Origin of the sequence: Pseudomonas sp. PSPC3-2, assembly GCF_049897085.1 — a bacterium.
GTDB lineage: Bacteria > Pseudomonadota > Gammaproteobacteria > Pseudomonadales > Pseudomonadaceae > Aquipseudomonas > Aquipseudomonas paraveronii.
Map to the genome: position 1 here is coordinate 1 of NZ_JAFCVO010000017.1, position 25,563 is coordinate 25,563.

Annotated in this window: 8 protein-coding genes and 1 pseudogene; 2 read left to right on the plus strand and 7 right to left on the minus strand. The window is 59.3% G+C overall.

Translation table 11 applies throughout. From position 1 onward, the window contains the following. Positions 1-386: 386 nt before the first annotated feature. Genes ACP7CJ_RS23215 through ACP7CJ_RS23235 form a run of 5 tightly spaced genes read right to left on the minus strand, consistent with a single transcriptional unit; the run spans position 387 to position 15,705 of the window. Positions 387-818 carry a hypothetical protein gene (locus tag ACP7CJ_RS23215; protein WP_406956412.1) on the minus strand — a complete coding sequence of 144 codons (432 nt, stop codon included), beginning with the start codon at positions 816-818 and terminating at the stop codon, positions 387-389. Further along, entirely contained in the window at positions 818-1,183 is a 366-nt protein-coding gene (locus ACP7CJ_RS23220; protein ID WP_191952596.1) for a hypothetical protein, read from the minus strand. Before ACP7CJ_RS23220 ends, ACP7CJ_RS23215 begins: the two co-directional genes overlap by 1 nt. 48 nt (positions 1,184-1,231) lie before the next feature. After that, complete coding sequence (locus ACP7CJ_RS23225) at positions 1,232-1,684, minus strand: hypothetical protein (protein ID WP_426102256.1); 453 nt, start codon at positions 1,682-1,684, stop codon at positions 1,232-1,234. Then, entirely contained in the window at positions 1,684-13,959 is a 12,276-nt protein-coding gene (locus tag ACP7CJ_RS23230) for a hemagglutinin repeat-containing protein (RefSeq protein WP_426102254.1), read from the minus strand. The genes ACP7CJ_RS23225 and ACP7CJ_RS23230 overlap by 1 nt, the downstream gene beginning before the upstream one ends. A 24-nt stretch (positions 13,960-13,983) precedes the next feature. Then, positions 13,984-15,705, minus strand: coding sequence for a ShlB/FhaC/HecB family hemolysin secretion/activation protein (locus ACP7CJ_RS23235; RefSeq protein WP_426102252.1), 1,722 nt, complete (start codon positions 15,703-15,705; stop codon positions 13,984-13,986). A 212-nt stretch (positions 15,706-15,917) separates the two neighbouring features. On the opposite strand from ACP7CJ_RS23235, the pseudogene ACP7CJ_RS23240 reads away from it, so the two are divergent. Further along, positions 15,918-16,102: pseudogene (locus ACP7CJ_RS23240) on the plus strand (hypothetical protein); the annotation flags it as partial. 131 nt (positions 16,103-16,233) lie between these two features. Beyond that, positions 16,234-17,436 carry a Fic family protein gene (locus ACP7CJ_RS23245; RefSeq protein WP_426102250.1) on the plus strand — a complete coding sequence of 401 codons (1,203 nt, stop codon included), beginning with the start codon at positions 16,234-16,236 and terminating at the stop codon, positions 17,434-17,436. A gap of 22 nt (positions 17,437-17,458) precedes the next feature. Here ACP7CJ_RS23245 and pbpC read toward each other — a convergent pair whose 3' ends face one another. Further along, positions 17,459-19,756, minus strand: a complete 2,298-nt coding sequence (gene pbpC / locus ACP7CJ_RS23250; protein WP_426102248.1) for a penicillin-binding protein 1C — start codon at positions 19,754-19,756, stop codon at positions 17,459-17,461. After that, positions 19,737-25,538, minus strand: a complete 5,802-nt coding sequence (locus ACP7CJ_RS23255; RefSeq protein WP_426102246.1) for an MG2 domain-containing protein — start codon at positions 25,536-25,538, stop codon at positions 19,737-19,739. Before ACP7CJ_RS23255 ends, pbpC begins: the two co-directional genes overlap by 20 nt. Positions 25,539-25,563 lie beyond the last annotated feature (25 nt).

The following is a 25,563-nucleotide window of genomic DNA, read 5'->3' on the forward strand; positions in this document are numbered from 1 at the left end:
CGGAAGGCATTAAAGCGAAGGGGGAAGTCGGTCGGGCCATGCGCATAACCAATCCATGACATTGGACGCACAGTATATCGTTACCATTAGATAAATGAATTAACCGCTCAGTCCACTAGTGCTTAGCGGTTAAGCGCGTTCGCCAGCCCCCGGCTCGTGCTGCGCCCCTGATCATCACTGACCCGGGAGAAATAGGGGTCAGACCACCATTAAGGAGAAATACGGGTCAGACCACCATTAAAAATCAAACCAACAAATAAAAAATCGTGGTCTGACCCTGTTTTCCCTCTGGGTCCCTTGGTATAATTTAAATCAATAATGTTACCGGCAGGATCCGCAATAAATCTAGGTGTATTGGGAGCGTCAGCATGTGCTTTTGCACCAACTCAACTTTTACCTTTGATGTGATTTCGCCACGGCACAAGCAAACCGTCCATCAGGACTCGATCAATAACACCGTCCTCAATAGCGCCAACAAAAGTAGTATCTAACTGGAACTCAAAAGAAAGATTTTCTTTTTCAGATAGTTTTTTTACGGCACCTACCAGCGCCTCTACGTCATCTAGGTTTTTTGAGTCCATCTCAATAGGAAGTATGTTTGGCGGCAAAGCCGAATAAATTTCCAAAATCCCACCTACTACTTCCGCGCCACTTTCGTCTATCTCGTCAATAAAGCTTGGCGGAGTAACGCTCCATATTCTTGACGCAGCAACCTCATTCACAAGCTGCTCCACATTAGATCTAATAGTCTGGTCCAAATCCTGAGCCACGTAAAAAATTAACTTTTGCTTTGCAAACTTTAGCTGTATGGAATGCATTACTCTGCTCCTTTTTTCGGAGGGTATGCGGGGAGAGCTGACCCTGGACCGCCTGGATTATATCTAAATCCTCCTGGCATATGCGCGTCCAAATGCCGTGTATCAGGCAGTGGCACAGTAAGTGGTGAACCTTGAACATGGTGCATAGGAATTCTCTCGCCCTTTAGCCCTGCATCCTCAGGAAAAACCTTAACCCATGCATCGTCAACTTTCGGAGTCTTCCCTTTAGCAATCGCGGCCCGATTTTCAGTACTTAAGATTTGACCATATCCAAGGTCATCCCAGTTATCACGCAGTTTTCTCCAGTCTGCGGCATTTGTACGAACAACACCTGTCCGAGTAGTACCAGAAGTAACAACAGGCACGACTTCACCAGTTGCTTTTGCACCAACATGCGACTAGAATCGATAGAGTTAACGCCTATCCTTTTCCGGCAGCCAGCCCTCTTCAATTCTCTGGACCAATAGCGTGTCGTTCCATGAACCACGTATAGGAAACTTCCGTTGTTCTTCGGTGATTTCGCCAATTTTCCATTCTATCTCCCCGTTCCAAAACCACCAAGTATCAACACGTCCAGTTGAAGGGTCCACTACTCCAGCACGGAAGGTCGGGGTCTCCTTGGAGTGCGCTGGAATAGTACAACCCTTAGCTTTTTGGATAATTCCTTGTTTCAGAGCTGCCGAGACTGGAAAAAAAACCCAGAAATTTGTTTTTTCATCCACCAAGACATCCAAATCTGGCTCGCTATCATACGTACCTGGCAAGACACGAATTAATGAACCCATAGGAGGGATTTTTTTTACAAACTGGAAATATGCTTTTCCACTCGTAGTTGCGATGGCAAATACATCTCCGACCTTGATCATTATTTGAACCCCGGATATCCAACTGTCTTCAAAAGAGCCGCACCTCTAGCGAGAGACTCCGCATAAATCGGATTTGCTGTAGATATGCTGTTGATCTTATTAATCAATGAGCCACCATCTTTACCTAAACCGTTGTATTCGATCAACACTTGTTCAACTGCTCTCGCATCACTACGAGATATATTCTGAAGACCTGGTATTGCATCAATCTCAATGCCTTTCTGGGATAAGTGTGCTGCTGACCGCGCTTCAAGATTATCGGTAATACCAACATACTGCACAGTACCATCTTCCGCCGTCGAAGAATAAACAGCGGTCTTACCTGGGTTCGGCACCACATCTTTTGCACCTTGCACTGCACCAGTTGCATCGGCAGCGGCGGCTACCTCCTTCGCCGCCACACTCCCAAATCCTCCCATGCCCAGCGCTGTACCGCCAGTGGTCGCAGCCCCAAAGGGCAACTCAACCGCCGCAATGCCAAGCTCCGTACAAATTGTCGGGTTCATGCCGCAAGCGAGCATCAACTCCGGCCCCAGTAGCACAACCCCTGCAGCAACCCCGGTACCCGCCAACACAGCGACGACAGGTCCGCTTTCATTCATGATTTTTTGGCTGTAGTTCGACCGGCATACCTCTGCTGCCACGCCGCCACAACTTTGCTCTGCGTAGTCGCGATAGCGCTTCTCTGCAAGCAGGCGACTGCCTAGCTCATTGTTCTCTGTTGCGTTTTTGCCTGATTGAGCGCCAGCCGCCGCCCCAGCCAAGTCGCCGCCCACCGCGCCACCGATAAAGCCTGCCGCCAGTGTTGAGAGCGCCGAGATTGTCTGTTTCTGCGCCTCGCTCAAATCCTCACGTTTAATAGACGGATACAACTGAGCAGCAATCAACTCTCCTGTAGCGGCGCCCGCCGCCCCCGCCGCAGCTGAATTCCCCTGAGTCTTGGCAACTACTGCGCCAAGCACCGCCTGCGCCATGATCCTAGCGGTGTCGTTGTCCTCCGTTTGCTGCTTAATAAAATTCGCAAGATAGGGGGCAGAAGCCCCCGCTAGGGCTGATCCGATGTCGCCTCCTGCCAATCCTTGCAGGGCCGCCGTCACGGCTTGAGTCGCACGTTGATAGTCGCCCCCCGTGCCGTATGGCTCCATAGCCTCCTTATAGGACTTCGCTGCCCGTATCTGCTCTTGGGTAGGCTTTTCATTACCCTGACTGGCCAACTCTTTGCGCGCGACTTTTTCCGCATTGAGCTCACCCTGGGTGCGAACGATGTCCGAGACCTGAGTACCTATCTCACTGATCAGTTTTACCTGTTGTAGGCGCTTCTGCTCTTTCTCTTTATCGAAGATTGGGCTGATGCTGTCGTTGGCATGTTCGACGTCGTGGCTAAGGGTCGCCACATTTTGCTGTTGTTTGGCAGGGTCGCGAATATCGAGGGTGCCATTGGAGACGGCTGATGAGGTCGTACCGCTGGCGCTGCCACCATGGTTGTAAGCGATCAAAGTACCGCTGGGCATATTGCTGGTAAAACCGCCACTGCCGTCACTGGAACTGCTGACGCTGGCACTTTGCATTTGGCTCTTGTATTCGGCCTCGTTCTTGATATCACTCCAGCCGAGAGTACCTGTACTCAGCCGATTCTTATCGACCTCTGCGGTACTTGCTATGACGCTTCCATCAAGTTGTGTGTGATTACCCACATCAACCTGATAACCACCTTTACCCGCGTATAAGCCGGTCTGCTCCTGCACGCTTTGGTACTTGGAGTCGATCTTGGTTTGGCTGACGCTAAGACTGGCTGAACCGCCTGTACCGATGATCGTGACACTCACGCCGCCACTCACATCAGTTTGCTTGGACTTATAATTGTCGGTGTCTTGAAGGCTCTGCAGTGTCAGGTCGCGACCAACACTGGCAGCGATCTTGTCGGCACTGACTTGTGCGCCCTTAAGGGCCGTGTCTCGCCCACTGACCAGGTTAGCCTGATGTCCTGCATCCAGCGTGGTTTCAGTCCATGTGGTGCCGGTACCTTTTTCATTACCTGTGCCTTTATTAGCGTTGGCGAAGATACTCAGGCCACCGCCTTGAGGGCCGACCCCCAAACTAATCCCGATTGCGCCACCGCCACTATTGTTTTTGCCGTCCAACTTTTGGCTATTGGCGGCTGCTTCAAGACGGATATCCCGCTCAGCGGCCAGCGAAATGTCGTTGACTGCTTTGAGGTTACTGCCTTGAACACGGATATCACCGTCTACCCCAGGAGTACCGTTACCGACGGCGACAATGCCGAGATTGTTGCCGCTGGTCAGGCTACTGCCTTGGCTAATCGTTTGTTCTTGGGTTTGTTTTGAACTCGACTTCTGCGCACCGAGGGAGATGCTAATACCGACAAACTGCCCAGCGTTGTCAGCAGTCATTTCGCCGCTCTGCTGAGCAGCCTGCCAAGCCTGAACACCGGTTAACCCTGCTTTGATACCTTGTAAGGCGGATACACGGCTGTCGTCTTCCTGCTTAGCTTGCTTGGCCGTTTGATAAGCGGTATCGACCGCGCTGCCGACGGTTCCGGAGAGTGCCAGCGTCAATCCACCGCTTTTGCTTTTAGAGGTTTGCTCGCTCTTGTTGTTATTTTCGGCAGCAATAATGTTGATGTTTTGGCCAATAAGGTTGATGTCCTTGCCTGCAATAACATCGGAACCTTTTATGGTCAGATCTTTACCGGCCTGAATATCGACGCTGCCAAGCACGCTGCCGACGGTACTGGCCTTACTACTCTCAGTAGTGCTGCTCGAGGTATTTTGAAGGCTAGTCGAACCTATGGTGAAACCTATACCACCAGTCCCCAACAGACCGGATTTTTTACTCGACGTAGAATGGCTTTGTTCGAAGGTTTCCGTCGCCCCGTCAATCACCACATTGCGTCCGGCAATCAGGCTGGTGGCGTTGGTGGAAGCTACGTCACTGGCGGTAGTGCCAATGTCCCGACCGGCACGGACGACCACCGTGTCGGCACTGATGGAGGAGCCCTGTTGAGTGATAGAGCTGCTGCTGTCGATGCGTGTCTTCTGGCTGCTGGACAACAAACCGCTGCTGGTCTTGGTTTTGCGGTAGTAGCTGTAATCGCTGTTTTGCGCCGCGTTCAGGTCTAGATCGTTTCCTGCGTACAGGTAAGCTTCCTTCCCGGCACTTACACGACTGGCGCTTACCAACAGATCCTGGTTCGCACTCAAGGCGACGTTGCTTCCGGCTGTCACCGTCGTGGAAACCTGTTGAACATGATCCTCCTGACTCGTCACCTTCTTCGTCTTACCATACGAATGCTGCTCATCCGCCGCCGAAGCCAGGGTCAGATCACCCACCGCACTCATGCTCACATCACGCTTGGCAGCAATCTGACTGGCAATCGCGGTGACATTCCGGCCAGCGCTGACCTTCAAGTCTTGCCCTGCATCGACGGTCGAGCCGTATTGGGTAATGGTCTGGTTCGTATGCAAACCACGCACGCCGCTGGTGACTTGTTCAGCAGAGACAAGATTGACGTCACGTCCGGCAGCGATCGCGGTGTCCGTGCCGCTTTTGAGCACGCCGCCGGTGTTGTTGACGTCTCGCCCGGCGTTGACGGTCAGGCCGTTGGCGGCTTCGATACGGGCGGCGTTGTCGACGAAGTCAGTGCGTTCGGTTCGGTAGCCGCTGCTGCTTTCGTGGGTGGTGACAGTGCGTTCGTTGATCACGTCGCGGCCGGCCGTCAGTGAGACGTCGCGGCCGGCGATGACACCGCCAGCCTTGTTGATCAAGTCGTTGCCGGCCAGCAGGTCGAGACGATTGCCCGCTTCGACCAGGCCGCTGTTCACCAAGTCGTTGCCGGCTGTGGCGGAGAGGTTGTTGGTGGCTTTCAACGTGCCGGCGTTGTTCAGGTCTTTACCGGCGATCAGGGTCACGTCACGGCCCTGGATAAGGGCGCCGTTGGCGGCCAGGCGATTGTTGGCGTTGGCCAGGTACAGCACCGGCACCAGCACTTGCTCGCCGTTCACCTCGGCGTTTTCCATCCAGACAATGTCGTGGGTCAGGGCCGCGACTTGCTCGGAGGTCAAGCTGACACCAAGCGACAGGTTGAGCTCCTGTTTGCTGGCGACGGCGTTGTTCATCAAATACTTGAACATGCCCTCGTCGGAGGTCTGGCCGTCGATGAAGCGCTGGCCGGTTCGGGCGACTACGGCTTGCTGAATCAGGCTCTGTTCATAGAGACCATCACCCAGGCGCTTGGCGCTTTGATCGGGGTCGTAACCGAGGTTGGACAACAGGTAGTCCGAGCTCATGAACTGCTTGAGGTCGGTGAGTACTGGGTTGGTTTCGATCAGGTATTTCTGCGGTTTGGACTGACCGCTGCTGGCGGGCAAGCCCTGGACGCGATTAACGGTAAACGCCGTGGAACGACTGGGCAGTGCTGAGCTATCCGCGTCAGCGGCCGGCGTGCTGGCATTGAATGCGCGGGCCCCAGCGCTCACGTTTGGCGTCTGACGATCTATCGCGCTCAGGTCTACGCTGCTGGCCGAAGCCTGAGCGTTGTTGCCCAGTTGAATGTTGCGGGACTGAACATTGGGCAGTGCTTGCTGACGCAGGTCCGGATTGACGGCGCCGCCGCCCATGGTCCAGCTCTGCGCGCCGGTCTTCGCTGGGGCGCTGCTGTCTTGAGCGCTCAAGCGGAACAGGCCGTTTTGCCCGGTGGGCAACGCGAAGCCCGGCAAGGCCAGCGGGTTGACTTGCTGCTGGGAGAGGTTGGGCGGCAATTGCTGGTTGAGGCTGATGCGCGTGGAGAACGCACTGCCCGCCGCCCCCGTATCGGTGCGCGGACCGCTGCCTACATAGGTATAACCAGGGCGTACGGCACCGTTACCGATAGTGTTCTGAGCGTTGACGTTGACCGCGCCGCCGGCCTGGATGATCGCCGCGTAGCTCTGGTCGCCGGAAGCCAGCTTGCGGGAGCTGCCCAATCCCGGCAGTTCAGTTTCGGTCATGCCAATAAAGTTGGCCATCCCGCCCAGAAGGCCACTCAGGTTAGCGGCGTTATAGCCGCTGCTTTGATACCAGTACTGGTTCGTGAAGGCATTCGCGGCGTCGTACCAGCTGCCCGCGTCGCGGACTCGCTCGGACCTATAGATACGGGTAGTTTCGGTTTCACCGGTTTCAACGCCGCTGTTGGTCAGGTTGACCAGTGTGGCGCTCAAGTTGCCCCCCGTTGCGATGGTGCTGCTCTGGTTCAGCAGGTCACCACCGTTCAGGGTAAGGTCGCCGCCAGCCGTGATGCTGGCCGCAGCGCTGGCCGCAGTGACCTCAAGTTTCTCGCGCTGGACGATCTCCCAAACGTGGTTCTGTTTTCCGCTACAGTCACCGGCGTTGTACCCTTCGATGCAGGTCACTTCTCCGATCCTGGCGGTGTAGATGCCTGCGTTGTTGACGGTGAGCACGTCCCGAGTGTTCTGGATGGTGCTCGCCGAGAGGCTCATGCTGCCGTCGCTCTGAATCGACGCGGAATTATTGAGGATGCTGGTGGCCTGGGCGCCTTGGCCGTCACGGTCAATCGTGAGGTTGCCCAAGCTGTAGATGTTGGCGTAGTTGTTGTTCAGTGCATTGACCCGCAGGCCCATGTTGCCGCCACTGAAGATCAGCCCGCGATCATTGACCAGCGTGCCGGTGGTCACGGTCAGCGTTTGAGCGCTGCCCAGCGTACCCTGGTTGTTGATGCCCCCAGCGTTGACGGTCAGGTTAGTCGCCGACGTCAGGCGACCGACGTTACTCAGTTGGCCGCCGACTGACACCGTGGTATCCCCGCCGCCGGCAATGCTCGAAGCCGCGTTCAGGCTCACTTGCCCGGCACTCAGTCCGAGTGTCCCAAGGCTGCTGAGCCGGCCATTGCCTGCGTATGTGCCACCGAGGTTCAGGCTCAGCGCACCGTCACTGGCGATCAGTCCGTCGTTGGTCCAATTGCCGCCGCTACCGACGAGGCTGGTGGACGCCAACAGTTGGCCGCTGGCGGTCTGGGTGAAGTTATTGACGTTGACGTTCAGGCGCGCGGCCTGGATGACGTTGCTGTTGCTCCAGCTATCGGCGTTAAGCGTCAGGCCGCCGCGAGTGACGATCGAGCCGCCGGCGCCCGTGACGTTAGTGGTGGAGATGTCGAACGTGCCGTCGCCCACATGCAGCAAGCTGCCGCCATCATTGAGAAAGCCACTTGCAGCCAGGCTCAGGTCGGTGTTGGCGCTTTCCAGCGTGCCGTTGCGGTTGTCAAACAGCCCGCCAATCTGGAAGTCGGTTTTACCGCTGCTGCCCAGGGCACGCAGTTGGCCAGTCTGGTTATCGAGGCTCGCGGCCTTGATCGCCAGGGTGCTGTCGCTTTCGATGATGCCCAGCCGGTTATTCAGTGCGCCACTGAGGTTGAGGTCGATCTGCTGACCGGCAATCTGGCCATCATTGTCGCCGCTGTTGTCAAAATCGTTGCCGGTGACGTTGATCTTGCCTTTGGCGTACAGGCCGCCGTTACGGTTGTCGAAGTTGCCGGTGGTGATGATCGCGTCACCGCTTTGCGCCGAAACCCGTCCGCCGTAGTTATCGATGCCACCCAAGGCGGTCAGGTTCAAGCGCTGTGCCTGGGTCACGCCGCCCTGACGGTTGTTGTTCAGGTCATAGCCGTTTTTCAGCACGCCGGTCAGGTGCGTGGTGAACGCTGCTTGCAGGCTGGAAAGCACGCCGCCGCGGTTGTCGAGGTTGTTGGCGTTGATCGACAGGTCACCGGCCTTGGCGATAATCCGGCCGCTCTGGTTGTCGATATCGCCGCCCGTGATGACAGTCAACGCGCCCTGGCTTTGCAAGGTGCCTTTGGCGTTGGCGAGGTTGGCCGCCTGGATATTCAAGTCGCCAGTCTGGCTGTAGATCAAGCCGTCGGCGCTGTTCTGCAGGGCGCCCGGCGTGGTGAGCGTCAGCAGATCGTTGGCCGCGACGGTACCGCGATTACGGTTGTCCAGGCCGCCGGTGAGCAGCGTCATCAAGCCTTGGCTGGCGAGCTGGCCGCCCTGGTTATCGATTTGCGTTGAGCGCTGAACCCGCAGCGGGCCGACGCTGGCCAGTTTGCCATTGGTGTTGGTCAGCGCGCCGAGCAAGTCGAGGGTCACCGCCGCGTTGCCGACCAGATTGCCACCGGTGTTATCCAGCGCGGTGCCGGTGAAGCTAAGGCCCTGCTGGGCGTTGATGGTGCCGCCGGCATTCCCCAGCGTCATCGCCTGAATCACCAGCGCCGCGCCGCTGTCGATCAAACCGCCTTGGGCGTTTGTCAGCAGACCGCTGAGGGTCAGGGTCTGGGCGCCGCCACTGGAGATCACACCACCGTTGCTGTTATCCAGATTCGCGGCGTTGAGATTGAGGTCTTTCCGGCTGACGATTGCGCCTTCGCCGCTATTGAGTACTTCACCGCTGACGGCGACGGAAACATCGCCGTCGCGACTCGACAGCGTACCTTTGTTGCGGTTATCCAGGCCGTTGCTGGTCAGGCTCAGGCCCTGCCAGCCAGACAGCAAACCACCGAGGTTTTGCACGGTGTCGGCATTCACTGTCAGCACGTTGTTGCTGATCAGTTTTGCGCCGGTGTTGTCGAGTGCCCGCGCGCTGAGATCGAGGCTTTGAGTGCTGGAGATTTCGCCGTTGCGGTTACTCAGGTCGCGTAAGTGCTGAATGCTCAACACACCTACGGTGGTGATCAGGCCGCCGCTGTTGTTCAGGTCTGCTGTGGCCGCACCAAAATCGATGGCAATTGCGCTGCCCAAAAGTGAGCCGCTCTGGTTATTGAGGCCGCGGCTGTTAATGGTCAGACCGTTGGTGGCGTTGATCAGCCCTTCATTCTGGTTATTCAGAAGTCCGTCGAGGCTCAAGTCCAGATTGGCACGACTGGTCAGCGTCCCGCCGCTGTTGTCCAGGCTGGTGGCTTTGACGTCGAGTGTGGCGGCAGCTATCAGCCCTTTGAGGTTGGTCAGTGCCTGATCGACGCGCAGGGTCAGGGCCTGATTGCTCAGTAACTTGCCATTGCTGTTGTTCAGGTTGCGAGCGGTCACGTTGAACGCTTGGGCGCTGGAGATTTCACCGCCATCGTTGTTGATGTCGGTGAGATTTTTGAGCATCAGCAACGGCGCACTGATCAACCCGTTCTGGTTGTTCAATTGGCCCTGGTTCACGTCCAGCGTCAGGGCGGCGTTGCTGTACAGTTGGCCGCCCTGTTGATCCAGGCCAGTGACGCTCGCGGTCAGAGCGCCGGAACTGGCGATACGGCCGCCGTCCTGGTTGGTCAGTTGGCCGGTCGTCAGGTTCAGCGTGTCACCGCTGTTCAACCGTCCGTTGTGGCTGTTATCCAGCGCTCCGGTGTTCACGCTCACCGCGCCTTTGCCACTGATGCTGCCTTTGTTGCTGTTGTCGAGGCCGGCACTGTTGATCGCCAGGCCTGCATCGGTAACGATCTCACCACCCTGGTTGAGCACGACGCCCGTGGCGGTCACTGTCAGCGGGCCTGCAGCAGACAGGCTGCCGAAGGTATTGGTCAGGCTGGCTGCGGTCACGTCCAGCACACCTTCAGCACTCAGCAGGCCTTGGCTGTTGGTCAGATCGCCGGAGAGTCCGGCCTTGAGGTTTTTCTGGCTCAACAGCGAGCCGCCGCTGTTGTCGAGATCCTGCCCGATCAACGTCAGGTCAGACTTGCCCGACAGCAAACCTTTGGCGCGGTTGATGACATGATCGACTGTCAGCGCCAGCGCGCCCTGCGCAACCACCTGACCGCCATCGCTGTTGTCCAGGCGGTTGCTCACCAAGGTGATGTCGGATGCACTCGACAACTCGCCCCCACGGTTATCGATGGAGCCGACGCTCAAGTTCAGTGCGTTGTTTGCTCCGACAAGGCCGCCGTTGCGGTTGTCGAGGCTGGTACCGGTCAGTGTCAGGCCACCGGTTGCAATCAGTTGTCCGCCCTGGTTATTGACGTTTGCGACGTTGGTCGTGACATCGGCTTTACCGGCGATCTGGCCACGGCTGTTGTCCACGCTGTCGGCGCTGATTTGCACATTACCGTCAGCAATCAGGGTGCCGTCCTGGTTGACGACCTGACCGTCTACCGTTACCCCGAGGGTGCCGCGGCTGCTGATCAGACCGCCACTGTTGTCGAGATGCTCGCTGCGCACGTCCAGCGTCTGGGCCGACATCAGGCCTTTGATACTGGTCAACCGCTGATCAATGCGCAGTGTCAGGCTCTGGTTACTGATGAGTTTGCCGTTGCTGTTGTCCAGGTTGCTGGCAAGCAAGCTGAACGCCTGGGCGCTGGAGATTTCACCGTTCTGGTTGTTGACGTCCTTGAGGTTTTTCAACATCAGCAGCGGCGCGTTGATCAGGCCGTTCTGGTTGTTCAACTGACCGTGGTTCAAGTCGAGGCTCAGGGAGGTTTTGCTGAACAGTTGACCAGCCTGCTGATCGAACCCGGTGACACTGGCGGTCAACGCTTTATCGCTGGCGATTCGGCTGGCAACCCCGTTACTCACCTGAGCCGCGCTCAGGTCAAGGGTGTCGCTGCTGATCAATTGCCCGCCCTGAGTGTTGTCGAACGTCCCGGTCGTTACAACCGTCGCACGCTTGCCGCTGATCAGGCCTTTTTGGCTGTTGTCGAGGCTGGCGCTGTTGAGGGTCAAGGTGCTGTCTGCGCTGATCGAGCCCCCCCGATTCTTCAGCATGCCCAAGGTGGTCAACGTCAAGGCACCGGCACTCGACAGGCTACCGCGAGTGCTGTCGAGACTCGCCGCATTGACGGTCAACGTACCTTCACTGCTGATCAGGCCCTCGACGTTACTCAAGGCATTGTCGAGACGAATATCCAGGCCTTGTTGGGTGACGAGACTGCCACCGCTGTTGTCCAGGCTCTGGCCGGCAACCGTCGTTGCGCCTTTGCTGAATAGCTGGCCTTGGGTCTGGTTGATGATCTGTGCCACACGCAGGCCTAGATCGGTGCCGGCGAGGATCTTGCCGTTATCACTGTTGTTCAGTTGCGAGCCTTGCAGGCTGACATCGACGGCGCTGGAGATTTCCCCGCCACGGTTGTCCACCGCATCGACGTTGAGTTTCAGCGCTTTTGTGGCGCCTACCAGGCCACCGCCACTGTTATCCAGTACCTTGCCGTTCAGGGTCAACGCGCCTTGGGCGACCAGTTCTCCCCCCAGGTTGGTGAACTGCGCAACGTTGGCGATCAGATCGGTTTGGCTGGCGATGCGACCGCCACTGTTATCGGTACTGGCTGCGTCCAGACGCATTGGCCCCACTGCGCTCAACAGGCCACCGCGGTTGTCCAGTTGAGTGCCGGTGAAATTGATCGCGGCCTGACTGTTGAGCAGCCCTTTTTGGCGGTTATCCAGTTGCCCGACGTTCAATTGCAAATCGTTGGCGGCGCGTACTTTACCGGTGCGGTTGTCCAGCGAATCGCTGCGCAGCGTCAGTCGGTCCTTGCCGGACAGGCTGCCATTACGGTTGTCGAGGCTGCCAGTCTGCAGGTCAACCACGCCTTTGGCGCTGAGGTCACCGTTCTGGTTATCGAATAGGCCCGCAATGCGTGCGGTCAGGTCGCCATCGCTGACAAGGCTGCCGTTATGGCTGCTGTCCAGACTGGCGGCAGTGATACTGACGTTCTTGCCGGAACCTAGCACACCGTTCTGGTTATTCAGTGCACCGATCAGCCCAATGTTCAGTGCAACGTCACCGGTCACCTGACCATCGCTGTTATCCAGTGACGAGGCATTCACCGTGGTGTTGCCGGCGCTGGAAAGCTCGCCATTGTGGTTGTTCAATTGCCCAACATTGGCGGTCAGGTTGCCTTGGCTGGTGATGACTCCCAGCGTGTTGAGCACCTGATTAGCGGCGAGATTCAGCGTACCGTTCCCCAGCACCCGACCGCTGTTCTGGTTATCCAGCGTGCCGGCGTTGACCGTGGTGGTTTGCCCACTCAACGTCCCGCCCTGGTTGGTCAGGGTTTGCGTTGTACTGACCGTTAGGGTGCGGCTGGCCGCCACGCTTTTACCGCTGTTGTTGAGGTTCTGTGCGATGAGGCTGACGTCACCATTGGCGTTGCGGCTGTTGTCGGCGTTAACTCCGGCTTCGATGATTCCGTTGTTGGTCAGTTGCCCGCCGGCGGTGAGGGTGATGCTGTCCCGAGCGGCGAGGGATTGTTGGTTGCTCAGGTCGCCTTGGGTTTGCACGTTGACGACCGTGCCGGCGTAGACCGGGCCCTGGGCGTCGAGGCTGGCGGCTTTGACGTTGACCGCGCCACTGGCAGCGGTCTGGGCCATGCTCAGTTGGCCGTTGACATCGAGTTGAATATCCCCGCCGCTGGCGGCCATATTGCCGGCCAGTTTCACCCCGACCCCAGCCTCGGTGCCAACCAGTTTGATCGCCCCGGCGTACATGCCGCCCAGTGCAGAGGAGTCGATGGCCAGTTCCGGTTTGGCGCTGCCATCGTTGGCGCGAGCAGTGGCGTTGAGGCTATCGGCGTTAACGTCGTTGCGACCGGCAATGACCGTCAGGTTATTCGCCTGGATTTCGGCGTTGATGGTTGCGCTGCGAGTGATGATCTCGAAACGATCGACATTGTTGGCGTTCAGCCCGGCACCGTCGATGGCGACGCTGCCCTGATCGACCTGATAGTGGTCCAGTCGGCCCGCAGCATCCAATACCGGTTTGCCGGTGGTGAGGGTGACGCGCGGAGTGTTGATGAAGCCGCAACCGTTGCAACTGATGCCATACGGGTTTGCGACAATCACACGGGCCGATTGCCCTGCAACTTCGGTATAGCCGCGCAACTGGCTCGGGCTGCCACCTACGACTTCGTTGAGGATGGTCTGCGCCGCGACACCCTTGGTCAGGTTGGGGTTGCCGACGATGATGCCGCCCAGTTGCGTCATGCCGGTTTGTGCCGTGACGTTATTGAGAATGACACCTTGGGTGCCGACGTTGTAGTCGTGAAACTGGTTATGCGACAACCCTGCGCCATTGGGTGTGGCGATTTGCACAATCGGCACGCCGTTGCCCGCCTGCCCGAGGCTGGTGCCCGGCGTCGCCACCACAATCCCTTCGGCCTGAGCCCACATCGGTTGCCAGAACATGACGTTGGCCAACAGAAGCGCCAACCAACGTTTGGGCAGGCCACAGAACTGCCCTCTGGTTTTCACGGCCGCAGAAGGCTGGCGCGCGAGGAATGCGTACTGGCGAACGTCCATGTCGAAAGTCTCAAATTGGCGAAATTAGAGGAATAAATCCATACGGAAATAGATCGGCGCTTCGCGCTCGGTCAACGCTTGCGGGCGCTCCAGGGAGTGGGCAAACGTCACGCTGACGGCCAGGTGCTGGCCGCGAGCAAACAGCTCTACCGAGTTGCTGGACAACCGCCCATGCTGATCACCGTTGTAGCGATTAGCGCTGATCACGCCTTGGTCATAACCGAGGCTGGTGCCGTATTCGGCAAATACCGGGTGCAACCATTCAAACGTGACCGGGCGGCTCCAGCGCAGGTCGTTGCGCCAATAGCCACCGCTGTCGCCGGACAAGGATTGGTCCTTGTAGCCGCGGATCGACGACAGACCGCCGAGGCTGGTGCGCTGCGGGCTGAACAGCACGTCTTCGCTGTGCTGGCCGGTCATCAGGCTGCTGAAACTGAACGACTCACCCCACAGCTTGAAAGGCTGCAAGTAGCTCGCGGTGGCGGTGTATTTGCGGTAGCGCGCGTCCGGTTCGCCAGGGCCCGGATGGCCATTACCCTGGGCATCCAACGCGCCGATGCCTTGCTGCATCCCCAGGTCGAAGTTGATGAACGCACCGCCAATTCGCCGGCCGTGGTTGATGCCGAACTGCGCTTCACTGATGCGGTTACTGCTCAGTACCAGCTTGCTGTCTTCAATGAAATTGTTGGTACGCAGGTACGACAGGCCGGTGCTGACGGAGGTTTTGCTCACGGCGTCGCGATGGATCACCCGCTCAACGCGTAACTGATGGTTTTCGCTGTCGCCGGTCTGCTTGAAATTGAAGCCATTGGATTGTGCCTGCGAGCGGTACTCGCTCTGGCTGTAGGTGTATGTGAAGTTCCACCAGCCCCAAGGCAAGCTGTAATTGAGCATCGCGTTGTTGGACGTGTGCTGGTGATCGCTCACCGCATCGTGGCCGCCGCGTAGACTCAATTGGTCCGCCAGGCCCAGTGGGTTGTCCCAATCAAACGTGGTGCCCCACTGTTGCTCGCCGGTGCTGCGCTGGCCGTCGTTGCTGCGCGATAAACCTGCCCGCCATGGTGTTTGAGGCGTGTTCCTGACCAGCACTTCGCTGCCCCCGACGGCTTTACCCGGGGAAAGCTCCATCTGCGCCTGGTTCGATGGCAAGCGGTTCAACTGATCGACCATCTGCTCGATTTCGCGAAGATTGACGAGCTCACCAGTCTTGCCGGGAAACGCCATGCCTAACTCGCGCTTAGAAAATTGACTGTCTTGCGCCCCCCGCAGCCCTTCGAGTTTGCCCTCGACGACCAGCACCTTCAGATGACCGGCGGATAAGTCTTGCTGTGGCAAGTAAGCGCGACTGGTGACCAACCCTTTTTCGATGTAGTAATCGGTAATGACCTTAAGCAACTCATTGAGCTGAGTGACGCCAAGGCACTTGTCGATAAATGGCTTGAGCAGCCTTGCGCGCTCGCTGATGGAAAGACTGTCGGCGCCGTTGAGTTCTATGTCCTTGATAGGAAAACAACGGGCATCGGCAGGGGCTGTGGGCTTGGCAGGGACGGTGGCTTTGCCAGGCAAGTCCTTGAGTTCGTCAAGGCGGCGCTGTTGTTCTTCAAGCAGACGATCCTGGCGATCACGGATCAGGTCAGTGACGCCTGGGGCGTTTTGCAACGTGGCGGCTTGAGCCATCCCGGCGGCGCTCAGACAAAAAAATGCGGACATCAGGTTGAGCCTGGTCCCACGTAGCAAACACCACATTTCCAGATCCCTCTGTATGGCTTTGTGCCATTAATTGGCGGCGATCCTATGGTGGCGATTTAATGGCGTCAATTAAATTGTGAAATTATATTTCAAGGCGAAAACGGGAAAACACCCGCTGTTCGGGCGATGTCTTTTGGTATCAATTACTTAACCCAGAAAATAATTCGGTGCGTCCATTGCTTGAATCGCAGGTAAAAAAACGCCATTAGCTTGTCGAAAGCAATGCCATTTCCGGTACTTACCAAGGCGGTCGAATCCGCATGGGCACGCAGGTCGGGCGCGTGGCACGGTAGGCCTGGATCAGGCCGGGCGGACCACCTTGAGATTCGTTTGGGGATGGTTGTCGGGCGCGACGGGCGGTGGGGAGTCCTTCTATGTCGAGCGTGTTGAATAGGTCAAAAATAATCAGAAAAAAAATCGGAAAAAATTCTAGAAAAGAGTCGTATAAAACCGTCGATCAATCCCGTTAATATTGGGCCTTGAGGAAAAATAGATCCGAAAATAAATCGGAAAAAGGTGAGGAAAATGACGCAGAAGTTCATATCCGGAAACCAGTGGCTGGAACCTATCTGGCCATCTCCTGGCTTCCCTGCGTCGATCTTGCGTATGGCAGAAACCCTGTCGTTTCGCGCAGGAAAACTCACTGGTTTGCTTCACGAAAACACCGCCGTCCGTATTGGCGGCCTGATGCGAATCACCAATAGTTATTACAGCAATCTGATTGAAGGCCAATTCACCGAGCCTGCTACGTTGTCTGCACGAGTGCCAAGACGCAATTCCAAAGAGCTGCGCGAGTTGGCCGAAAGTCATATCGGCGTTCAGGCATTGTTGGAGCGGGCAGTGCGTCGGTCTCAATCAATTGAGGCGCCTTGGGGCGTTTTCTTTGCCCCAGAGCTCGTATCGGTCATCCATCGGCGTCTTTTTGCAGGTGCCCGCGATGACGACTTGCGACTCAGTGATGGGCGCTTACTGGTGCCGGGTCAATTGCGGGACACGGCGCAACGCAATGTTTTGGTTGGCGACCATGCAGCGCCTGCGTGGGAATCCGCCGCCCCTATGCTCACACGCCTCCAACAGGTATATGGCGGGCAACCGGATCTGACTTCGCGAATTCTCAGTGCCCTTGCTTATCACCATCGTCTTGCGTTTGTTCATCCCTTTGAAGATGGCAACGGCCGAGTGGTACGCATGATTACGCATTTGCAACTGATGCGACTTGGGCTCGCGTCGCCCCTTTGGTCACTTTCTCGAGGGGTGGCACGCAAACAGGACGAATACTATGGACGCCTGCGCGCTGCCGATCAGCCTCGCCGAGGGGATCTCGACGGTCGTGGCCAACTGACTCAAGGTGGATTGTTCGAGTTTGTAGAGTTCATGCTGCAAGTCTGCATTGATCAGATGGAGTACGTAGAGCATGCGATGGACCTGATCAGCCTACGCCAGCGGCTTGAAAGGGTGATTGGGCTTGAGCGGCGATTCATTGAGTCCGGAGTGAAGCAGGAAATGGCCAAGGCGATCCATATCTTGCTGACTCAGGGGGAGGTTGCACGGGCGGACTTTAAAATTTTCTCCGGCCTGCATGACCGCGTGGCGAGCGACCAGCTCAAAAAACTGATTGATCTCGGCGTGGTCGAAGCGCCGTCAGCAAAGTCGCGTTCGATCTTTCCTGGGCTCCCTGTCTGGTTTGCGCAGCTGATATTTCCAGATCTTCATCGGCGCTTTTACTGAGCCAGGCGACAGAGGCGCCCGATCACGGCACAAACTCCACCCTCAGCCCCCGGCTCGCACTGCGCCCCTGATCGTCACTGACCCGCAACCGATACTCCCCCGACTTGCCCGGTCGCCAATTCAGCGTGGATTGCGGCGGGCCTTGGCCGATCAGGGTCTGGTCGGCAAACCAGTACAACGTCGTCGCGTCGCTGGCCGCATTGGCATTCAGCGCAATGCTCTCCTGCGGCTGGGACAGGCGCAGTTGATAGCTCACCTGGGTCAGCGGCGAGCGGATCTGCGGGGCTTCGCTCTGGTCGCTGATGCGGTTGGGCTGGCAGTTTTTCATCACGTTGGGCGGCGTGCGTCGCGCCAGGCCGGCGGCGCGGTACAGGCGTTGTACGTCGCTGGGCCAGAACTCGAAGACTTCTTCGCGGGTGTACTGCGGGTCGAACGGCGGGCAGGCGGCTTTGCCGGTGCGGGTGTCGATCAGCACCGGGCGGTGCAGGGCGGACACGCGAATCGGTGAGACGCCGGGGATGTACCAGGTCTTGCGGGTTTGCGGGCACCAGCGGTTGGGCAACTCGCCGGAGGCCGCGCAGACGTCGATGCGGATCAGGCCGGGCGGCGGCTTGTCGGGTTTGATCTGCACGTTGGGCAAGGCCAGGGGCAGGGCGTCGGCAATGCGGAAGAACAGCGGCGCGGCGGTCTTGGCGCCGATGAACGCCGGGTTTGGTCGCCCGTCGAAGTTACCCACCCACACCACCAGCACGTAGGGGCCGACCAGGCCGGCGCTCCACGCATCGTGAAAGCCCCAGGAGGTGCCGGTTTTCCAGGCGGTGCGCCAATGCCGGCCGGGCAGGCCATCCGGGCGCGGGTTGCGGCGCAGCATGTCGCGCACCATGAAGGCGGCTTGGGGCGTCAGCAGCGCTGGGCCGCTGGCCTGGGGCTGTTCCTGCACATAGCGTAAGGCCCGCAGGTGCCCGTCGCCGGCCAGCATCAGATACAGCCGCGCCAGCTCTTCGGGCGTCATCTCGCCGCCGCCGAGGGCCAGGGCCAGGCCGTAATGGCTTTCTCCGCGCAGGCCCTTGATGCCGGCGCGTTGCAACAAGCCGTATAACGACGGCGACTTCACCTGGCTGGCCAGCCACACGGCTGGGATATTGCGGCTACGGATCAACGCGTCGCGCGCCGTCAGTGGCCCTACAAAACTGCCGTCGAAATTCTCCGGTTGGAAGTAGCCGAAGTTACTGGGTAAATCCTTGAGGATGCTCATGGGGTGGATCACCCCTTGGTCCAGCGCCAGCCCATAGAGGAACGGCTTGAGCGTCGACCCCGGCGAACGCCGCGCCAGCACGCCATTGACCTGGCCATGGATGCCTGTGGATAAGTAATCCGCCGAGCCCACCAGCGCCTTGACGCTCTGGTCGCGGCTGTCGATCAGGATCGCCGTGGCGTTTTCCACCCCCGTACCGCGCCGCTCGGCGATAAAGCCGCTGATCAGGCGTTCGAGCAATTGTTGCAAGGGCAGGTTGAGGGTGCTGTTCAACTCGTTACCCGCCTGGGACGCGAGCAACTGTTCGCTCAAGTGCGGCGCCAGAAACGGGATCTGCTGGCGGTTGCGCGCCTCAAGGGGCAAGTCCAGCAGGCTGTCGTTGCGCGGGTCCTGTGGATAAGTTGCGCGCCAGTCGTTCATCAAGCGCAGCCGCGCGTTTTGCAGCGAGGGCCCGAAGCGCGCCCGCCGCCCGGGCTGCTGGGGAATCACCGCGAGTGCCAGCGCTTGGGACAACGACAACTGCGCCGCCGACTTGCCGAAGTAGATGCGACTCGCCGCCTCGGCGCCTTCGATATTGCCGCCCATGGGCGCCAGGTTCAGGTAGGCCTCAAGGATGTCGTGCTTGCTGTAACGCGCCTCCAGCCACAGCGCCAGGGCTATCTGTTGCAACTTGCCCGGCACCTGGCGGGTGTTAAGGTCCCACAGGCGCCGCGCCAGTTGCATGCTCAGCGTCGAGCCGCCCTGGCGCTGGCCGCCGCTGTAAGTGGCCATGGCCGCCCGCAGCAACGCCGGGGGATTGATCCCCGGGTGCCAGTAGAAATTGCGGTCTTCCTTGAGCAGCAAGGCCTCGATCAATGACGGAGAAATCCGCTCCAGCGGTAGCCATAAGCGATATTGCCCGTCATCCGCCAAGGTCATGCGCAACAGCGAGCCATCGTCGGCCAGCACCACCCTCGACGATGTCACCGCCTGTTCCAGCGGGGCATGCGGCCACAGCCGCAGCCCCGCCAGCAGTACCGCCGCTGCCAGCAGCGGCGTCAGGCGCTTAAGGCTTGGTAATTTCAAGCTGGCCTACTTTGCCGCGCCCTTGCAGGGTGGTTTCGTACATGCCTTCGGCGTAGGCCGGTGGCGTATTGAAGGTGCCTGCGTTGGTGGCGCGCACGCGGTACACGAAAGTGCCTACGTCACGCAGCGCAGTGCCGTACAACACCACCCGATCATCGCGCACGTCCACGTAGTCCGGCTGCCAGTTGCTCAGCTCGGTTTCGCCGATCGGCGCTTGCCAGGCGTCAGACGGTTCGCTGTCTTCTACGTAGTCAGCTTCCTCGCCTTCACTGTCATTGGCGCTGGCGGCTTCCGGCTCCGGTGGCAAGTTATACACGGGCTCGACGCCACCGGGCAGCAGGTCGACCACCGCCACTTGCTGGACTTGATCGCGGTCGGTTGCCCTCAGGCGCAGGCGCACCAGGAACTCATCGCCCACCGCGACTTTGCTCACCGGCTCGCCGTTGAGGTCGAGGTACTCGTGGATAATTTCCAGGCCATTGTTGATCGGCTTGAGCTTGGCGCCTTTATCAAAGCCGGCTTCGCTGAGCATGTAGAAGGCTGCCGGGCCGTCGGATTTTTCCATCAGCAACTTTTGCGTGGCGCCAGGCACGGCGGCGCGCGGCGGCTGGCCGGCCATCTCCAGCAGTTGTTGCTGCTTGTCGCCCAGCCACGCGCTGGCTTTGAGGGTCATGTCGCTTTGCGCACGCTGGCCATAGTTGTCCAGGGCGCGCAGTAACAGCGCCGCCGACAGCGAGTTGTAACGTTGCTCGTTAAGGCGCTTGCCGAGTTTATCCAGCAACGCTGTCGGCACATCGTCCAGCAGCTCGGGGAAGTGCCGCGCCAGCAGGTGCAGGTGTTCGGCGTCATGTACCAACGGGTCGTAATACAGGCCGTCGCTGTTCCACTTATCCACAAGCGAACGCCATGGGATCTTACGGAACAGCGTATCGGCCTGGCGATCCTGCTTGAGCAGCTTGTAGCTGGCGGCCAGGTAGGCGGCGCCCAGATCGTTCTGCCAGGTGTCCTTGAAGTAGCTCTCGTAGCGCTCACGGATGTCGCTCAAGGCGCCGCTCACCAGAATCCCCTGACGGCTCAGCAGGTAACTGGCATAGGCACGGTTGCGCAATTCCGACAGGCCTTCGCTCGGGCCGTTGGCCAGGTCCGTCAGATAAGTATTGGCCCGTACCAGCAGGTCTTCCGGCACCGGCAGCCCGCGTTCCTTGGCTTCGATCAGGAAGTCGGTGGCGTACAGGCTGGCATACGGCGCCACGTCGGGGTTGGCTGCCCACAAGCCGAAACCGCCGGCCTGGTTCTGGCGCTGGCGCAACATCCGCACCGCGCTGGCGAAGGCTTGTTCGGCCTCGGCCGCGTTGCCACCCCAGATCAACGCCGGCATGGCCTTGGACACCAACTGCTCGGTGCAGGCGTAGCCGTAGTCATCCAGGTAATGCTTGAGGCCGTTGGCCCACACCAGCGGCGACGCCGCCACACCCAATTGCACATCGCGCAGTTGGCTGAACAGTTCGCGGGTGGGCTTGAGCTCTTTGCTGGCGCTGTCGAAACGGCCCAGGCTCAAGGCCACGCGATGTTCGCTCAGGGGGCGGATCGAGGTGGTTTCCGCCACCTGAATGCGCTTGCCGTTCGGCAACACGGCGATAAAGCGCAGATCCGCCGAGCCGAGGGTATCGCCGACCTTGATCTTGAACTCGGCGGTGCCTTCCTTGCGCGGTTGCAGTGACAAGGTGCTGCCTTTGTCGCCCTGCACGTTGAGGCCGTCGCTGGTCTGCACTTCAAACTTCACATCCGCTGCCGCATCAAGGTTGCTGAACACCCCGGCGCTTACGTTGAACACATCCCCCGGCGCCACGAAAGCCGGTACGTTTGGCGTGATCACGAGCGGTCCGCGGACCTCGGTTGTGGCCTCGCTGACGCCCACGCTGTCGGCATCCACCGCCACCGCGAACAGGCGCAGCTTGCCGTTAAAACTGTCGGGCACCTGGTAATGCAGCACGGTGTCGCCGGCCGGCAAGTCCACCAGCCCGGACCACCAGGCCACGGGCGGCTGATGTTTACGCTTGAACGGGTTGAGGTGATTGGCCAGCGCGCCTTCGGTATCGCCACCGGGCGCTGCTCCACTGAGCAGGCGGCTGAATTCCGGCAGGATCAGGTCAAGAATCTGACTGGTGCCGACTTCAAGCGCTCGCTTCTGGAAGAAGAAGCCCAACGGGTCCGGCGTCTGGTAGCGCGCCACTTGCAGGATGCCTTCGTCCACCGCATACACCACCGCACGGCCCGGGCGGTCGGCATTGACCTTGATATCCAGAGTCTGCCCCGGTTCGATCTGCGCCGGGCCGTCAACCTTCAATGGCATGCGCCGCGCATCCAGGTTGATGCTGAACGGCACCACGCCATAGGACAGCGGGCTCATGTAAACCTCGGACGAACCGATGTCCCGCACGAACTGCACGTTGACGTAGGCATTGCCCTCAAGCCCTGCGGGCACGCGGATATGTTGCACGCTGTTGGTGCTGTCAGCCTTGAACCACTGCTGGGTGTAGACCTTGTCGCGCTCGATGGTGATCAAGCCCGCCCCGGTGTACGGTGCGCGGACACTGATAGCGATCTCATCCCCCGTCGCGTAACTGTGTTTATCCAGGCGCAGTTGCAGCTCGGCGTTGCGCTCCAGGGAGCGCGAGGTGTTGCCGCGCCCGGCCACGCTGTAGTCGATCTGGTTCAGCAGCTTGCCGTTGGCGTCTTTGAGTTGCAGGGTGAAATCGCCGGGAGTGGCGGTGTTCAGGGGTTGCTTGGCGCCGTCCTTGGTCATCACCAGCGGCGAGGTAGGCTGGCTGATGTTTTTGATCCGCGATTCATATTTGTAGGTACCGTTGGACTGTTTCACCAGCACCGAGACGTAGCGGTGCTCGACCACTTCGCTGGTCAGGCCGTCCACCGCCAGCGGCGTGAGATCCGGCGCGACGGCCAACCATTGCACCTGGCGTGGGGCGTCCTTGGCGACATACGACAGTGAGTCCTGACTTTTCACACCCACCAGGTAGGGCGCAGACGACACCAGCAACGCACTTTGCGCTGCCACATTGCGCCCGCCTTCGGCCTCGAACACCTGGGTCATCACCTGCAAGCGGTAAGTGCTGTTGGCGAAGCGTTGCAGGTTGAGGTCGAGCACGGCTTGGCCGTTGTCATCGACGGTGCTCTCGGCGAGGTCTTCGGTGCTGGCCTCTTCCAGCGCGTCGTTGAGGCGGAAGCGGTAATCGGGGTAACGCTCAAATGCCGCGAGCGTCGGGCTCAGGGACATCTTCGCCGTCACGCGCCGGCCGGCCGCCGGGGCACCGAACAGGTGCATTGCGCTGACCTTGGCCAGCACCTGGTCCGGTGCAATCCAGCCCTGCACTGGCGTGTCGTGCAGGCTCAGGCTGACCTTCATGCGGTCCGGTTCGAAGTCGCGGACCTTGAAGCTGACGCTGCCCAGGTCGGTGCGTGTCTGTTTCTCGCCGAGCAGTTGCAAGGTCGCGGTGTAATCCCCGGCGGGGGCCGCTTCGCTGCTGGGGAAATCAAAGGTTTCAAAACCGCTGGCGGACAGCTTCAGCGGCTGGCGAATCACTTCCAGGCTGCGCGGGTCGGTGATTTGCAGCTCCACCGGCAGGCCTTGCAGGGCGCCTTTCCAGTTGCCGCTGCGCACGATCATGCCCAGGTGCGCGGTTTCGCCGGGCCGGTACAGGCCACGGTCGGTGAACAGGTAGGCGCTGAGGCGATCGATCGCACCGTCTTCTTGCAAACCACCTACGTCAAAGCGCGACAAATCCAGCTGCTGGGACTGACGGGCAATCGGCAGGAAAGATTGGTCATTGCCGCGACTGACCACATACATCAGTGGCGTTTTCTCACGGCGCAGTTCATCGAGTTTGGCGAAATGCGCGTGGCCTTCGGCGTCGGTGTGGCCGCTGGCGACCGGCAAACCGTTACGGCCGATGATGTCGACTTGCGCGTCGGCCACCGGCGAACCGTTGCCGATGGACTGCACATACACGTCATGGCTGCCGTCGCTGGAGCGCTTGGCGATGATCCCGAGGTCCGTCACCACGATAAAGCGCAGGTCGCTGGTGCTGCTGCGGGAGTAGTCGAATGTGCGCTCGGCCGGGTCATCCTGTGGGCTGAGCTTGAGTACGAAAATACCGCGTCGGCCGCCGTTGGCGCTCAGGTAGCGGCTGAGATCGACGTTGTCGTAGACGGTTTTCGCCGGGTCGTTGGACGACAGCGGAATATCCAGTGATTGACGCTCGACCATGCGGTCGAAGTACTCATTGCCGAAGTTCGGCCGCGCAAAGCTGCCGCTGCTCTGGTCCACCAAATGTTGTAACTGGTTGGGCAGCAGGCGAGCAATTTCCACATGGGCACCGGGTACGCCACGGGCCATGAAGCCCAGGCGTTTTTCGCCGGTGAGGCTGAGCAAGGCGCCGTCAGACAGGAACTGCAGCGTGCGCGGATAGGCCGGCATGCTGATCAGCGACGCCGTAGGGTTTTTCGCCAGGTAGCCGCCGATGGCTTCCAGGTTGGCGGGCACGCGCACATACAGCGCCCGACCGGCCGGGGCCTTGAACTTGAACGCGTGCAGGGTGTTGAGCGGTTCGACGCTGGGCACGTGGGTCAGGTTGACCTTGGTACTACGGGCCAGCAGCGCGTCGTCGATGTCGTTGCTGTTATAGGGGCGCGTGTCGTCCTCAGCTTTTTCCGGCAACAGCCACGCCTGGACCTTACCGGCGATGGTGTCATCGGCTACGGCGCTGGAGCTGCTGAACATCAACACCGGCTCGGGTTCGCCGCGTTCGTTGTCGACAAAGCTCACTTCGGCAGCGGTAAACGTCAGGCGGTAGCGGCCGGGCACGGTGACTTCGGCCACCAATGGCGCGTTGCTGGCGTTGCCACCGTCACGGGCTTTGATGCCTTCGTCGAGCTTGGCGCTGACGGGCGTGCTTTCCAGTGGGGTGGCCAGGGCGGCGGAGCGGACATAGGCGTTGAGCTTGGACTCGTCGAAGGTGATTTCCGGGCGATTGGGTAATTGCGCGTCGCGGTAGGCGAGGCCTTTGCCGAGAATGATCGAAACCCGCTTGCGCAGGCTTTCTTCGTCGACCGGGTGGGAAAAGCGGAAAGTCGCCACCAGTTGTTTCAGCGTCGGGTTGGACGGGTCCTGATACAACTCGTTCTGCGAAAGGCTGGCGCGAAACGGCTGAGTGGAGAACTGGCCGTTGTACTCGCTGAGCAACACGCCGTCGGCGAGCAGGTTTTTCTTCGCCAAATCGAAGGTGTAATGGGCGTCGATGGGCCAGTCTTTTTCCGGTGTGAACAGCAACGTGTGGTCATCGGACCAGCGCCAGGCACCGGCCACAGCGGGTTTAAGGGTAATGCCTGCGGTGACCGGCTTGCCTATCGCCGCCAAGGGGGCGACGGACTCGGCAAAACGCACCTGCAGGTTATCCACAACGGCGGGTTGCTGGGTGTAGTCAGTCAGATTGGGTTTGTGCAGTGAATAACCCACGGTGTGCGGCTGCGGCAGGTTGGAGTACCAATGCCAGCCATAGAACCCGGCGGCGGCCAGCAGCACCAGGCCCAACACCGCGGCACCGGCCTGGCGCGGATAAGCACGGGCCTTGCTCGCCAGGTTCAGCCCGCCACGGCCGATGGCATTCAGCCAGAACGGCGGCCGCCATTGGCCGAACAGGGCACCCACCACAGTCATTAACGCACCGAACAAGCGGCGACAGATCGTTTTTAACGCGTCAAACATGGTGAGCATCCCTGGCTAAGTGCGA

Coding starts and splice junctions, on each gene's coding strand:
- ACP7CJ_RS23230 (WP_426102254.1), bottom strand. CDS start 13,959: ATGGACGTTCGCCAGTACGCATTCCTCGCGCGCCAGCCTTCTGCGGCC.
- ACP7CJ_RS23235 (WP_426102252.1), bottom strand. CDS start 15,705: ATGTGGTGTTTGCTACGTGGGACCAGGCTCAACCTGATGTCCGCATTT.
- ACP7CJ_RS23245 (WP_426102250.1), top strand. CDS start 16,234: ATGACGCAGAAGTTCATATCCGGAAACCAGTGGCTGGAACCTATCTGG.
- ACP7CJ_RS23215 (WP_406956412.1), bottom strand. CDS start 818: ATGCATTCCATACAGCTAAAGTTTGCAAAGCAAAAGTTAATTTTTTAC.
- ACP7CJ_RS23255 (WP_426102246.1), bottom strand. CDS start 25,538: ATGTTTGACGCGTTAAAAACGATCTGTCGCCGCTTGTTCGGTGCGTTA.
- ACP7CJ_RS23225 (WP_426102256.1), bottom strand. CDS start 1,684: ATGATCAAGGTCGGAGATGTATTTGCCATCGCAACTACGAGTGGAAAA.